Raw genomic sequence first — 13,439 nt, 5'->3', positions numbered from 1 at the left:
CGGGCGCCAGCGAGCAGCCGCACCAGCCTGGCACGACGCTCGACCGGCGGCGCGCATGCCGCTGCTACCCGCCCCTGGGCCCCTTGCACCCGTCAACCGGGCCGAGCATTCACACTGGTGCGGTGGAGACTGGTGGGATTGAGTCCGCTCGAACTTGGCTGTTGACAGGGCAGCTGGCCCGCTTTGTTGGCTTGCCCGAGTCTGCCTGGCTTGATGTCAAGTCAGGGCCCTACCGACTCGATGATCCCGGAAGCGCAGCAGAACTGGCCAAGGACGTTGCCGCGTTCGCGAACGGAGGCGGTGGCCTACTCATAGTCGGGTTTTCAACCCGGCGCGAGGGCAGCCGCGAAATCATCGAGAAGCTTCGGCCGGTGCCGAGCGGCCTCGTGGACCTTGACCGCTACCGCAAGCTGGCGCGGGAACGGGTCCAGCCGCACGTCAGAGGACTCGACATCACCTTCTACTCGACCGATGGCGACAGGGGCGTCCTGGTCATCGATGTTCCGCGTCAGCACGAATCGGCCAAGCCGTTTATTGTGGACATCTTCGATGGGAGGAGAGCACCGGCTGTGGCGGCCCCCTTTCGGGACGGCGACGCCACGCAGTGGCTCTCGCACAGCAACCTTCACCAGCTGCTCTCGGCAGGTTGGAACGCGTCGGACGGTCCGCGCGAGAACATCCTCCGAGCACTTCACGAAGCCGTCGCCTCAGCGCTACCCACGCGGAAGGAACCACAGGTTCCGCTTGTCGGCGTTGGGTCAGGCGCGGTGAGGCGCAAGTTCGAGACCGCATATGCCGCAGCAGGCGGTGAATCAGTGCTTGGCCATCCGACCGACGCGGTTACCTCGTGTGGCCCCGGCTTCATACAGCCACTCTCCGGAAACAGAGAGCAACCCGCGGCAATCCTGTCCGCGCTACCCGGACACGAGTGCGCGGTCGTGCCGGATCAGATCTGGGAGAGCTTGTGCCGCGCCGGAGGCGACGCGAATCAAGAATCGAGCATCACCAAAATCGGGTTGCCAAAGACGCCAGCCGACGGGACACCGTTGATTATTGACCGTGATGCCACGGTAGTGGAACTCGACGGCGGAAGTTGGGGAGCAGGCCGCCTTACCCGCTCATCGCCGCACGAGCCGTGGACCTGGCGCCCCACCCCGCAGCTTGACTTCCAGATAAGTTACAACAGCCATTGGCGCGAAGGCGGTCACGTAGACGTCGTCGTCCGCGCCGTTCTCGACATCTCGTGGCAAGGGTATCCGCAGCGATCTCGTTCCTTGTCGAGGGCCGTTCGGGCGGACCACCAAGCTTTGCTGCCTGGCACCGGGTTCGCAAAGGTGCTGTCAACGCTTTCCGCGCGTCGTGGCGCCAGGATCGCCCCACCGCCTTGGCAGCCGGCGGGCGGACAACACACCTACCACTCCGGCACCAGTTCGCACATGCGCGCCCGCCTTGCTGCACCTGATGGTGCCTCAGCACTGGCAGCAAACGCGATCCTCCAACTCGGCACCCTTCGCTCCCCATCGTCGGTAACCGGATGCGTGGATCTGAGTGTCAATGTGGCTGCGTGGCGTAATGCCCTCGTGGAGGGGGGCGCTTCCCTACCAGAGGACGCGGACATTAGGCTCTCACTCCCGGAGGTCATCGAGGTGTTGACCTCGGCATGGAAGACCGCGCTTGTCCTGCCGACTGCCCTAGCGGTGTCCTACGACGATCTGCCACTGGCTGCACCGCCGTTCATCGAAATGCACCTGCGAGCAGGCACCCGCGCCGACAGTGGTGGCGGCTATCGCCAACTGAGCCTCACAGACGCCGTTGATCTTTCGATCCTCGGGGAGACGTCGGAAGCATTCCGATCAGAGACTGGGCTGCGGGTCGTGGGCCCCTTCGGACTCAATCGAGCCTCACAACGCCGAATGGTGGCCGAGGGTCTCGACGAGCTGGCCCTTGGCTGGGGACACTTCAACATCGACTCGGAAGCCCTGTTCGCCGAGATTACTGACTGGCCGCTGTAGCCGGCCGTCCCGTAGCTGCTCATCGATCAAGGCACCGCGCCTGCCGCTCTCTTGCATGGCCCGATTCGTTGCGACGCCCTTGCTGTAGCAGGACTTCAGCCGCGGTCAATCAGGCGCTCCTGGCGTAGTCGGAGAAGGGGTCTTCGCCTTCGCCTTCGCCGAGGATCAGCGGCACGTCGTACACCGACAGGTCCGGCCTGGGCCGCGCGTACCGCACGCGGTGACGCCACCGATGGTGCTCGTAGGCCGTATCCACCTCAATCTCGGCCACGACGGTCGGCTCGACCTGGACGTAGCGCAGCGGCTCGGGCCGCTCGAACTGGCCCGACCATGTGGCGGGCAGCGGATCGGGCCAGGGGTGAATGGCAACACGGCGCTCGGCCGGACGTGGCGGCGACAGCAGCGAAGCCAGCTCCAGACGCTGCGGCGCGGCCAGCGGGTGTGTGCGGCCGGTGTATCGCAGTCGACCCCGCCGGTCGAAGCGGCCGAGGAGAGCAGTCTCAGGGTTGCGGATGCTGCCGGTGACGCCGCCGATGATCGCCTCCGTGGTGGCACGAACCCTGAACTTCGCCCACCCTCGCCGGCCAGGCTCATACCGACTGTCGAGGCGTTTGATCACCACACCCTCAACGCCGGCCGCGGTCCAGGTGGTCAGCCACTCGCTGACCTCGGACAGGTCGGCGCTCTGCGGAGTGACCGCCAGCTGCGGCGGGGCGCCGGCGAGCAGCCGCAGCAGCCGTGCCCGCCGCTCGACCAGTGGCGCGTCGAGCACCGGCTCTCCACCAACGTCGACGAGTAGGTCGAAGGCGACGTAGTAGGCCGGGTGCTCCCGGGCTTCGCGCAGCAGCTGTCGGCCGGCGGTGACCCGCCGCTGCAGCAGGGCGAAGTTCGTCCGCCCGCGCTCCCAGACGACCAGTTCCCCGTCGAGCACCGCACCGGGCGGAACGAAAGCCCGGACCGCCCGTGTGATGTCCGGGAAGTACGGCGTCAGATTCCTGCCGGCGCGCGACTGCAAGTAGACGTCCGAGGCTCCCCGGAAGGCCAGCGCCCGCCACCCATCCCACTTCGGTTCATACACCAGGTTCGGACCCTCAGGCACCGCATCAACCGCCGCGGCCAGCATCGGGGCGACAGGCCGGCGTAGCACCAGCCCACCTGGCGACGTCTCCCACCGCCAGGCCGGGCTCACCCCCTCCAGCCCCATCCGTCCAGATAGTGAGCGCCACTCATATTTGCCCCTCCCCCGCCATCGTCGGGGAGCTGGAGCAGGCCCCGGGTGCAGATCAGGCACAACGAATGCATGGGGAAAGCGCCTCACACATCGGTTCTGCTTCTGCTACCCGGCCCGCTCGGCATACCGGATCTCGTCCGGACATCCAGCCAGTCTTCCTGGCGGGTCTGACGCAATCGAACAAGTGTTCTAGTAGCCTGCTCTCCGTGGAGTGGCGTACCCGATGGCACATCACGATCCGGTGGGACCGGGCCGGCAACTCGCCCGCCGGCGTGACCGTGGTCGAGCACGTCGTGGACTCCCCCGCCGAGCTGCGGCATCTGGTCGCGCGGGCCCGCGCCGACCGGCACGTCGTCGCCTTCCCGTATCGGCAGGTACGCGAGCTGGTCGGCGCCGAGCCGGACCGCTGCCGGCGCGGGCACAGCTACGTCGGCGGGTCGGCGACCCGGGCGGTGCGTGACTGGTGGCCGTGCCGCTGCGGCGGGCACCTCGTGCTGCGCTGCCGCATGTGCCCGGACGTCCGGGTGGACCCGGTCGTCAGCGCCGACTGCACCCCGCGCCGCACCGACAGCTAGTCCGCCTGACGGACTAGTCGCCGGAGTCGGGCGTGCCGAGCGTTGGCAGGATCCCGGTCATCGACAGCACCCGCCGGACATGGCCGGTGGGATTGACCAAGGCGAGGCTGACGCCCGAATCGGTGGCACGGCCGTGGGCGTTGACGAATGCGCTCAGCACGGTGGAGTCGATGAAGCTGACCCGCGCCAGGTCGACCTGGACGCGGGGCGCGCGGGCGATCGCGGCCTGCAGGACGTCCCCCAGCGGGCTGGCTGCGGCGATGTCGAGTTCGCCGAACAGCGTCACGACGGCGGTCCCGTCGCTCACCGTCGTCTCCGACTGCCACGTCTGCTCCACGCCGCACCTCACTCCTTCCCGCTCGACCGTACGCCGGGGAGGCGGGCGGTGACCGTTGCTGTCGTCCCGTCCGGCCCGCTGTCGATGACCAGGCTGTCAGTGAGCTGCTGGGCCAGCCACAGGCCCCGGTTGCCCGGGGTTCCGGGGCGCGGCAGCGCGATCGGAACACGCTCCGCTCCGGGACCGTAGTCGATGACCTGGCACGACAGGGAGACCGCGTCGCGCAGCAGGCGGAGCCGTCCGCTGCCGCCGCCGTGGCGCACGACATTGGTGACCAGCTCGTGCACGGCCAAGACGAAGTCCTCCAACGCGTCTCCAGCGAGACCGGCCGCGCTGGCGGCCGCGGAGACGGCGTGCCGCAGCCGCGTCACCGCGACCTCCGTGATCGAGTCCGACAGTAGAGTCACCACGCCCCGGACATCGTCCGGATCGCCCCCACCGCCCCCGACGCGGCCACGCCAGCTCACCTGGGCACCGTACAACTGGTGAAGGACCACTGCATGTGATGGGGCGTCGGGTGGGACCGCCTTCATGGCTTGGCTACGGCTGCCTCAAACGCATGCCCGCTCTGCACCATGACGCTAGGCCTGCCTAGTATGTTCCTCCGATGCGCCGGTGACCGGTTTGAGAGGTCGGGGTGCGCGGCCACCATCCGGAGCGGGTATGCCCCTCGCCCCCCGGGGTTCCCGTGTGGCGCACAGGGAGGCCCCGTTCACCCCCAAGAACGGGGCCTTCCGCACCATGAGCAGCCGTCGGCACCCGACGCGGGCAGCTCGGGTCGAGCAGTGGACCCGCCGGTCGCCGCCGGCTGCGACACGACCAAGGGGCGGGCCACGGCGTCGCCGTGACCCGCCCCGGCTGGTCCGCCTCACGGACTAGCCCCACGGGTAGTCCGGGTGGCCGACTAGCTTCTCTCGCTCAGTCGTGAACTTTCCTCACGTCTCGCTCGTCGAACCGGCGACCATGCGGCCGTCCCGGTCGATCCGCACACCGGGGCCGGCGACGTCTCCGCCGGCACGCCGCACGGCCGCCACCCGCTCGAACACCTGCTTGCCGAAGCCGAGCCGGTCCAGCGTCGGCACCACCACCACGTCGGCCTTGCCCTCGTCGACGTCGGCGACGGCTTCCCGCCAGCCGCGGGTGCCGACGTGCTCGCCGACCACCTCGTAGCCCTGCTCCGCGCAGTACCGCTGCGCCGCCTTCGTCAGCTCCTCCAGCTTGGCCCGGCCGCCGCGCACCGCCCGGGAGAACAGCACTGCCCGGCGCCGCACCCACCGCCGCGCCTCCCGGTCCCACCGCGCGTGCTCATACAGCCGCGTCAGGTCCGGCCCGGAGCCCTCCACGTCGGGGGCGCAGCGCACGAACCGCCGCGCCTCCACGTCCCACCGCAGGTGCCAGCCGAACTCGCGGGCCTCCGCGTGCGCCGGCCACCGGCCGGTCCAGTCCGCGGGGCCGCAGTCGTGGCCCGCGGTGTCGGGCTGCGCCCGGCACCACATGCGCTTCCGGCCGGTGGCCAGGCACTCGGCCACGTCGCAGTCGTCGCGGTGCGCCTCGCCGATCGCCACCTGGCAGGCCGGGCAGGTGCCGCGCGGCAGCTCCTCCATGCTGTCGGTCGGGCCGGCGCCGGAGGCGCGCACCAGGTCGGTACGCGCCTCCGGCTGACCCGCTGGGGTCACGCTCACTCGTCGCCCTTCGCGTCCGGCTCGGCCTCGTCCGCCTCGGCCTGCGGCTCCGGCTCGGCGTCGGCCTCCGGCTCGGCGTCGCCGTCGGCGTCCGGCTCGGCCGCCGGCTCGTCGTCGCCCTCGGGCAGGTGCACGTCCTCGATCGGCCGCACACCCTCGGCGTCCTCGACGTAGCCCTCGGCCTCGTCGTACTCCAGCTCGGCCGCGCGCTCGGCCTCTTCCTCCTCCATCGCCCGCTGCCGCTCGGCCTCTTCCTCGACCAGCTCGGCGTGCCAGGTCTTCTCGGCGTCCGACAGCTCGTAGCCCTCGGCCACCAGGCGGTCCAGCCACGGCAGCACCAGGTGCTCCCGGTTGGAGTACCGCCCGGCCGCCACGGTCGACGTGTTGGCCTCGTGCGCGGCCACGAACCGGGCGACCAGCAGCCGGTTCAGCCGGTCGATGCCGGCCGTCTGCGCGTCGCTCACGTCACCGCCGGCCAGGGCCTCGACCATCTCCGTCTCGGCCCGGTCGTAGCAGCCGGGCATCACCACGGCGGCGCGCATCGCGTCGACCAGCAGGGCCTTCGCCGCCTTCGCGCTGCCCCACGTCTCGACGAGGAACCGCCGCCGCACTTCGCCGGCGTCGAGCAGCTTCTGTCGCCGCTCCTCGGCCTCCCGCTTCTTCAGCTCCTCGGCCACCTTCGCCGCGGGGCTCTTGTACTGCGTCCACTTCGTGCGCTTGTACCCGTGGGCGTCGGGGTCCTCGCACACGATGACGGCCCGCATGTTCCCGTACGAGCCCTCGATGATCGCGCCGAAGCCCTCCAGCGTCTTGACCTGCTCGACGTCGAGCGGCTGGTCGTCGGCGTCCACCAGGTCCTCGACCTTGGTCGCCGCGCAGTTCCACGGCCAGTCCTTCGGCTTCTTCAACACCCGGACGCCGCCTGCCGTCAGCTCCTCGGTCAGCTGCTCGGTGGCGCTCTTGTCGTCGCGCTTGCGCTTCTCCTCCTGGACCCGGTGCCGCACGCCCCAGCCGGACTCGACGCCCTTGAGGATCCGCTCCATCGCCTTCGGGTCGTCCTCGAACTCCTCCAGCGCGGCGACGTCCTCCAGCGTCAGCTTGCCCGCGTCGGCCGCCTCGGCGGCGACGTCGCCCAGCGTCTTGAGCTTCAACGCCGACTTGACGTGCTTCTGGCTGCGGCCGGTGCGCCGCGCGATCTCGGCGATGTCCAGGCCGAACAGCTCCAGCTGCGCGTAGCCGTTGGCCCGCTCGCTCTCGGTCAGGTCGGCGCGCTGGTCGTTCTCGATCAGCATGGCCACGACCTGGGCGGGGGCCAGGCCCTCCAGGTCGGGCCGCACCAGGCACGGCACGGTCTGCGGCGTCCCGTCCGGCCACTCGCCGGCCTCGATCGCCTCGGCGGCGGCCGCCGCGCGGCGGTGCCCGGCGACGATCCGCATGCCGCCGTCCTCGGGGACGACGGTCAGCGCCTGCAGCACGCCGCTCGCGGCGATCGAGGCGCGCAGCTCGGTCAGGTCGCCGAGCTGGGTGCGCAGGTTGGTCGGGTGCGCGACCAGCTCGCGAGGGTCGAGCTGGGCGAGGTACGGCGTGCTCTTCTTCGCGCGCCGCGTCTTCGTTGGTGCTGTCACTTCCTGTCTCTCCTCTTCCACGTGAACACGGAGATACGCCGCTTGGCGTACATAAACATTGTATCAGTCAAGATCATCCACCGTCCAATTAGGAGCCGCCCTGACCTGCTGCTTTGCTCCGCAGCGGCGACGCGAACGCCGCGCGCCGGGACTCCTTCGACCGCAGGTACGTCACGCCATGCACCAGGGCGTCCAGCCGGTCTGGGCTGTCGCCGGACTCCGGCGTCCAGGTCGTCAGCTGGTCCTCCAGCGTCGGGAACGTCCCGACGTGATGCACCCGGGGCGGGTCGACCTCGTAGCGGGCGGCCACCGGCTCGGCACGCACCCGCTTCGACTGGCGGGCCTGCACCACGTCGATCGGCGGGTCACCGCCGCCGACCAGGCCCTCCTTCTGCATGGCCACCCAGGCGTCGACCAGGATGTCCCGCAGCCACGCCGACGAGCCCTCGTACACGACCACGTCCGCGTCGACGTCCAGGTAGCACTGCCAGATCCGGCGGGCCGCCGCCATACCGGCGATCTTCATGCTCCGGTCCGCCAGCACGTAGTGCTCGCCGTCCTCGCCCCGGCCGACCGCCACGATGCCCGTCTCGTCGCTCGTCTCCGACACCGTGTCCGCCGGGTCGACCGACACCACGGTGCGCACCAGCGGCGGCACGTCCTCCTTGTCGACCCGGCCGGCTTCGATCCACGCCGACTTCCACAGCGCTCCGTCGACGTCGGACAGCAGCTCGGCGTCCAGCTCCTGCCGGCCCAGCCGGGTGCCGCCGTACTGCTCCAGCAGCTCCTCCAGCGCCTCCGGGCTGAGGTTCGCCGCGTTGTCCAGCGTCCGCCCTCGGGTGATGACCACCCGGGGCCGGCGGGACCGGGCCCGCTGCTTCTTCGCCCGCGCCAGCAGCTTCTTCACGTGCGGCAGCGGCTTCGGCGTCGTGCTGACGACCATGCGCGGGTCGGGCGCCTCACGCATGCAGAACCACAGCATGTCGAACACGCCCTGCGCCGTCTGCAACGGCCAGGCCGCGTACTCGTCGAGCCAGCAGCCGTCGAAGTCGTAGCCGCGCAGCGTGTCCGGGTCCTGCGCGCCGAACCCGCGGATGATCGCCCCGTTGGTCAGCTCCAGGTACGGCTCGCTCTTGTTGAACGTCCGCACCTCCTTCGGCGGGATCACCGCCAGCAGGCCGGCACGCCGCGCCGTGAAGCAGACGTTGTACACCTCGCGGTGCGTCTTCGCGATCACCGCGTAGTGCCCGCCCGGCCGCGTGCCCGCCCAGCCGCGCACCGTCTCCGCCCCGGTGCGGGTCTTGCCGAAGCCACGACCGGCCAGCAGCATCCAGATCCGGTAGTACGCCGGCTCCATCTGCTCGGGCCGGGCGTGCCGCCGCCAGTCGTACCGGACGAGGCCCTGGACCTCCGACACCTCGCGCAGGTACGCCGCCAGCTCGGCGTCGGTCATCAGCGCCGGGTCCGGGTACGCCAGCAGCATCGGTCAGCCCTCGCCGCGCAGCTCGCGCTCGTGCTCGCGCACGTCCGCCGAGCCGGCGTAGGCCAGGCCCGCCAGCACGGCCGTCATCACCGCCGGGCAGCCCAGCGACCGCGGGCCGGCCCACCGCAGCCCGGCCCACGCGGCGGCCGCCATCAGCAGCAGCCACGCGCCGAGCAGCGCCCGCCAGCCCCACGCCCGTCGGGTAAGAGCTCGCTTCTGCTCGCGGGTCAGCGGCGCCGGCGGCGGCACGCTCAGCCGCGGTGCCGGCCGCAGCGCCTCCCACGTCTGCGGGCCGACCACCGGGCCGCCCTGCCGGTACGCGGGGGCGGCGGCCGGCGTCCGGTGACCGGTCAGCAGCCGCGCCGACCGGGGCCCGCCGCTCACCATCGCAGCACTACCAGCGCCACCCCGCACATGCCGACCAGCAGCGCGCCGACCGACACGCACCACACCGCCCAGCGCGGCGCGCGGATCTCCACCGCGATCCACGCCTGCTGGTCAGCCTTGCCCCTCTGGCCCATCGGCCCCCTCCCCGTCCTCGTCCTCGTCGTCGTCGCCGGCCGGGTCGCGCTCCTCGGCGCCCGGCGCGGCCTGCCCGGCGCGGGCCGCCGCCTCGGCCATCAGCGCCCGGAAGAAGTCGGCGCGCTGCTGCTCGGTCATCTGCTCGACCTCGGCGCGGATCGGTCCGCCGTCCGGCCCGGTGTGCGCCGTCGTGGAGTCGGGCAGGCCCAGGGCCAGCCGCTCGACCCGCGTCGACACCTCCAGCCACCGGGCTATGTCGCCGGGGGTCAGCTTCGACGCGTCGAGGTTCTGCAACCGGGTGACGAGCTTCCCCTGCAGCGCCGACGCGATCCGGGCGTGCCGCCGGGCCATGTCGCGCCGCTGCTCGGCCAAGCCCTCGGCGTACAGCCGGTCCTCTTCCCGGTCCCACGCCGACGCCCGCTGCACCCACTTCCAGCGGGTCGCCAGCTTGTGGAGGTAGTCCCGGCTTTTGTTGACCTGCTCGGCGACCTTGGCGACGGTGCGTGTGCGGCCGAGGTCGCGGTACAGGGCGAAGTACCCGTACGCCTTCTCGGGCTCGCTGCGCTGCCGGTCCCACGCCAGGAGCTCCGGCTCGCTCATGGTCACCTCCTCCAGCTGCGGGCGGCCCGGCCCTGGTCAGGCCGGGCCGCTCCCCGATCAGTGCCCGCCTCGGCGTCCTCCGCTCATGGGTGGCCGGGCGATCGCCGCATTGCCGTACATCAGGGCGTCGTCCAGGCTGGTCAGCACCATCGACGTCTCCCGGCCAGCGGGCAGGTCGCGCATTGCCGCCGCCATCGCCGCCTTGATCGTTCGGCGCCACGCGGCGTGCGCCTCGGCCTGCTCCAGGTTCACCGGCGGGTGGTGGTCGCAGCGCCGGTCCAGCTCGTACCGCTGGCGCTCGTCGAGGCCGGCGTACAGGTCCTCGCCGCTCTGGGCGGGTCCGGTCATCTCTTCCTCCAGGGGGTCGGGCCGCGGTCGGGTACTGCGGCCGCATCTCCGGTCCGGCGGGCTGCCGGCCGGGGGGCTCGGGGTGCCCGGGTCAGCCGGGCCAGTGGGCGATGCAGCCGACCAGCAGGCCGCCGACGACCACCACCACGGCGGCGATCGTCAGGGCGTACGGCACGCGCACGGCGGTCACCCGGCCAGGTAGTCGGCGGCCAGCAGCTCCAGCGCCCGCCACCGCTGGTCGGCGGGCACCTCGCCGGAGCGGACCAGCTTGTCCACGGCGCGGTGCAGCACCGCCGCCGCGTCGGCCGGCATGGAGCGCGTCTCCAGCACCGTCTCGATCGGCACCAGGCGGTGCGCATGGCCGATCGGCTCGCCGCTCTCCTCGTCGAGCCACACGCCGTCGCGCAGCTCGCCGAGGTGCCGCTCGAACACCGCCAGGATGAGGCCGAGCGCGGTGGCCACGTTGCCGACGTTGTGGGCGCCGTGGGCCGTAGCGAGCGCGTCCAGGGTGGACTCGTAGTCGCCGTACCCGGCGAGCCAGCGGGCGTCCGCCTGGGTGAGCCTCCGCGCCTCGTCGAAGCTGGCGCGGGCCGCCTCGAGTTCGTGCGGCAGGAACACCAGCTGCACCGTGGCGAAGTCCAGGTTCGCCTCGGACAGGCCCTCCAGGTCGACCTGCGCGAGCAGGTCGAGCTGCTTGTCGTCCAGGCCCGAGTAGGCCCGCCAGTCCACGTCGTCCAGCTCCTCGTACAGCTGCTTCAACGTGGCCGGGTCGTCCTCGCCGGCGATCGCGTTGTGCGACAGCTGCAACGCGACCTGCCGGGCACGCGACAGCTTCTGCTGCACCACCATCACCGTGATCTCGGTGAGGCCCGCGTCGATCGAGGCGGTGACCCGGTGGTTGCCGGACAGCACCACCTTCCGGTCGTTCTCGACGTCGTGCCACACCAGCGGCACGCTCGTCAGGCAGCCGTCCCGCTTGATGTTCGCCACCAGGCGGTCGTACTGCTCCTTGCGCATGTACCGCGCGTTGACCTCCAGCAGCGTCAGGTCCTGCGGCCGGACGGTCATCAGCCGCGGGTCCAGGGGCAGCTCGTCGACGTCGCTCACCGGCCACCTCCCGCCCGGTACTGGATGGCGAACCCGGGGATGCCGAGGCCGAAGTCCGGGTCGGCGGACGCCGGCCGGATCGGCGCGTGCAGCACGAACTCGTCCGCCGAGCAGGCCGGCCGGTTCGGCATCAGTCCGGCGGGCACGCCCGTCCAGCGGAACCGCTCCTGGCAGCCAAGGCAGCGGATCGAGAGCTCCACGATGTACGCCACCACCGTGGGGTCGTCGTCGGAGGCGGTCAGCCGCTGCACGTCGGCGTCCAGGTGCAGGTCGACGTGCTCGCACGGCTTGTCCGGGTCCGCCGACGGCGGCGGCATCCGGAACCGGCCGTGGGTCGGGCACACGCCCGTCTCGGCGCCCTCGTCGCACTGGTAGGGCGTCAGCCCGTCCCACAGCGTCTTCGGGCAGCCGGGCAGCTCGGCGGCCGGCGGGTCGCCGCGGTGCTCGTCGCTCATCGTCGCTCGTCCTTCCCGTGGCGGCGCTTCCACTCCGCCAGCACCTCTTGCAGGGTCCAGTCACCCAGGGGGCCGCCGTACTGGAGCTGGTAGCGGTGGATGCCGTCGGCGGCCGGCTCGCTGCGCTTCTGCAGCTTCACGCCGGGGATGCCCCGGCCGTACTTCGCGCTGTTCGGCCGGTCGGTGAACGCCGTGGTCGACCAGCCGGTCAGCCGCTTCGACAGGGACCGCTGCAACAGCAGCTGCGCCTCGCGGCTGGCGGCCGCCATCACGATCAGCTTCGCCAGCCGCCGGTACCGACTCCACGACACCGGGAAGTCGCTCATCAGGTACGCGGTGCTCGGGTCGAACTTCGGCGGCAGGTACGCGAACGCCCCGATCAGCTTCCGGTCGACGGACACCGCGCACGCGAGCAGCGGGGACCCGGGCAGGATCGTCTTGCTCATGAACTGCGACCGCACCGCCGAGAACTGGCCGCCGGTCAGCACGTGGATGGCCATGCGGTCGCCCAGGTCCTCGTCGGGGCCGATCTTCGGCAGCAGGATCGGCGCGACCTGCTGGGCGGGCGCGACCACGCGCCGCGCGCCCGAGCTGGCGTACACGTAGATCGGCATGCCGCGGTTGGAGGTCTGGACGACGCCGCGCAGCCAGGGGCGCAGCTCGTCGCGGGCGATGTGCAGGCCGAGGATCCAGTGCGGCCGGTCGAGCACCGCCCCGATGATCTCCTCCTTGCCGTCCTCGTCCAGCAGGTCGTAGCTCGGCGCCGGCCAGTCGAAGAACTCGTCGATGCCGGCGAACTGCGCCTCGTAGTCGCCGGCGTAGAACGGCGGGAACATGGCCACGGGTGCGTCGGCCGGCACGACGTCGCGCAGGTAGTCCCGCACGTCCCCGCAGTAGTAGTCCGCCAGGCGCAGCGTCAGCGCGTTCAGCTTCGCCACCGTCTTGGCGTGCATCGTCGGGAACTGCCCGACGGTCGCCCGGACCATCCGCTCGTAGTAGACGCCCTGCCGGCCGACGTACTGGAGGAACCGGGTGCCGAGCATCAGCGTGGCCAGGGTGTCCGTCGACGTGGCCAGGTACGGCTCCAGCCAGGCCAGCTCCTCGCGGTGCTCGTCCTTCAGCCGGTAGTCCAGCTCCCGGCCGGCGAGCCACCAGCCGAGCGCCGAGCTGTACGCCTGCACGTCGTTGCCGTGGATCGCCCGGCGCTCGCCGGGCCGGCTGTGCAGCGTCCGCTCGATCGTGAAGTTCCCCGAGCAGCCGACGTACAGGTCGGTGTCCGGCCAGGACTCGGCGTGCTCGTAGATGATCGAGCGCAGGTCCGCCGGGATGCTGCCGTGGAACACGCCGCTCACCACCTTCCCCTGTGGCCGGGCGTTGAGCGCCGGCCAGGACTCGAACCTGGGCCTCCACCGTGGAACGGCGGTGTGCCACCAACAGCACTTCCAGCGCAGAGCGTATGGGA

General features: G+C 71.3%; 15 protein-coding genes and 1 tRNA gene. 2 read left to right on the top strand and 14 right to left on the bottom strand.

The window, feature by feature from the left end:
• Positions 1-122: 122 nt before the first annotated feature.
• Positions 123-2,012 (top strand): helix-turn-helix domain-containing protein, encoded by a 1,890-nt coding sequence (locus ACFYOS_RS13820; protein ID WP_387139979.1) that lies wholly within the window; start codon positions 123-125, stop codon positions 2,010-2,012.
• Positions 2,013-2,121: 109 nt separating this feature from the next.
• Here the strand turns inward: ACFYOS_RS13820 and ACFYOS_RS13815 are convergent, their stop codons facing one another.
• Complete coding sequence (locus ACFYOS_RS13815; RefSeq protein WP_387139976.1) at positions 2,122-3,135, bottom strand: ATP-dependent DNA ligase; 1,014 nt, start codon at positions 3,133-3,135, stop codon at positions 2,122-2,124.
• Positions 3,136-3,449: 314 nt separating this feature from the next.
• On the opposite strand from ACFYOS_RS13815, the gene ACFYOS_RS13810 reads away from it, so the two are divergent.
• On the top strand, positions 3,450-3,818 hold the full coding sequence (locus ACFYOS_RS13810; protein ID WP_387139973.1) for a hypothetical protein: 369 nt from the start codon (positions 3,450-3,452) through the stop codon (positions 3,816-3,818).
• A gap of 13 nt (positions 3,819-3,831) precedes the next feature.
• Here ACFYOS_RS13810 and ACFYOS_RS13805 read toward each other — a convergent pair whose 3' ends face one another.
• The 13 genes from ACFYOS_RS13805 to ACFYOS_RS13745 form a co-directional block, all read right to left on the bottom strand.
• Entirely contained in the window at positions 3,832-4,155 is a 324-nt protein-coding gene (locus ACFYOS_RS13805) for an STAS domain-containing protein (protein ID WP_387139970.1), read from the bottom strand.
• 8 nt (positions 4,156-4,163) lie between these two features.
• Positions 4,164-4,622, bottom strand: coding sequence for an ATP-binding protein (locus tag ACFYOS_RS13800; protein WP_387139967.1), 459 nt, complete (start codon positions 4,620-4,622; stop codon positions 4,164-4,166).
• A 468-nt stretch (positions 4,623-5,090) separates the two neighbouring features.
• Positions 5,091-5,831 carry a recombinase family protein gene (locus tag ACFYOS_RS13795; protein ID WP_387139965.1) on the bottom strand — a complete coding sequence of 247 codons (741 nt, stop codon included), beginning with the start codon at positions 5,829-5,831 and terminating at the stop codon, positions 5,091-5,093.
• A 2-nt stretch (positions 5,832-5,833) separates the two neighbouring features.
• Positions 5,834-7,462: a ParB/RepB/Spo0J family partition protein gene (locus tag ACFYOS_RS13790; RefSeq protein ID WP_387139962.1), complete on the bottom strand. Its 1,629-nt coding sequence runs from the start codon at positions 7,460-7,462 to the stop codon at positions 5,834-5,836.
• An 88-nt stretch (positions 7,463-7,550) separates the two neighbouring features.
• The gene (locus tag ACFYOS_RS13785; RefSeq protein WP_387139959.1) at positions 7,551-8,945 is read right to left on the bottom strand and encodes a terminase large subunit domain-containing protein; all 1,395 of its coding nucleotides are present in this window, start codon (positions 8,943-8,945) and stop codon (positions 7,551-7,553) included.
• Between the two features lie 3 nt (positions 8,946-8,948).
• Entirely contained in the window at positions 8,949-9,332 is a 384-nt protein-coding gene (locus tag ACFYOS_RS13780) for a hypothetical protein (protein ID WP_387139956.1), read from the bottom strand.
• Positions 9,326-9,466, bottom strand: a complete 141-nt coding sequence (locus ACFYOS_RS13775; RefSeq protein ID WP_387139953.1) for a hypothetical protein — start codon at positions 9,464-9,466, stop codon at positions 9,326-9,328. The genes ACFYOS_RS13780 and ACFYOS_RS13775 overlap by 7 nt, the downstream gene beginning before the upstream one ends.
• On the bottom strand, positions 9,444-10,067 hold the full coding sequence (locus ACFYOS_RS13770; protein ID WP_387139950.1) for a hypothetical protein: 624 nt from the start codon (positions 10,065-10,067) through the stop codon (positions 9,444-9,446). The genes ACFYOS_RS13775 and ACFYOS_RS13770 overlap by 23 nt, the downstream gene beginning before the upstream one ends.
• Before the next feature lie 57 nt (positions 10,068-10,124).
• Entirely contained in the window at positions 10,125-10,415 is a 291-nt protein-coding gene (locus ACFYOS_RS13765) for a hypothetical protein (protein ID WP_187690891.1), read from the bottom strand.
• A 186-nt stretch (positions 10,416-10,601) separates the two neighbouring features.
• On the bottom strand, positions 10,602-11,522 hold the full coding sequence (locus tag ACFYOS_RS13760) for a ParB N-terminal domain-containing protein (RefSeq protein ID WP_387139947.1): 921 nt from the start codon (positions 11,520-11,522) through the stop codon (positions 10,602-10,604).
• Positions 11,519-11,977 carry a hypothetical protein gene (locus ACFYOS_RS13755; protein ID WP_387139945.1) on the bottom strand — a complete coding sequence of 153 codons (459 nt, stop codon included), beginning with the start codon at positions 11,975-11,977 and terminating at the stop codon, positions 11,519-11,521. The genes ACFYOS_RS13760 and ACFYOS_RS13755 overlap by 4 nt, the downstream gene beginning before the upstream one ends.
• Positions 11,974-13,329, bottom strand: coding sequence for a hypothetical protein (locus tag ACFYOS_RS13750; protein WP_387139942.1), 1,356 nt, complete (start codon positions 13,327-13,329; stop codon positions 11,974-11,976). Before ACFYOS_RS13750 ends, ACFYOS_RS13755 begins: the two co-directional genes overlap by 4 nt.
• Before the next feature lie 25 nt (positions 13,330-13,354).
• Positions 13,355-13,426 (bottom strand) — tRNA-Gly (locus ACFYOS_RS13745).
• Between the last annotated feature and the right edge of the window lie 13 nt (positions 13,427-13,439).

This window comes from Micromonospora sp. NPDC005806 (genome assembly GCF_042871425.1).
Classification (GTDB): Bacteria; Actinomycetota; Actinomycetes; order Mycobacteriales; family Micromonosporaceae; genus Micromonospora.
The sequence above is the reverse complement of the archived record's forward strand: the minus strand, read 5'-3'. Positions and strand labels throughout refer to the sequence as shown.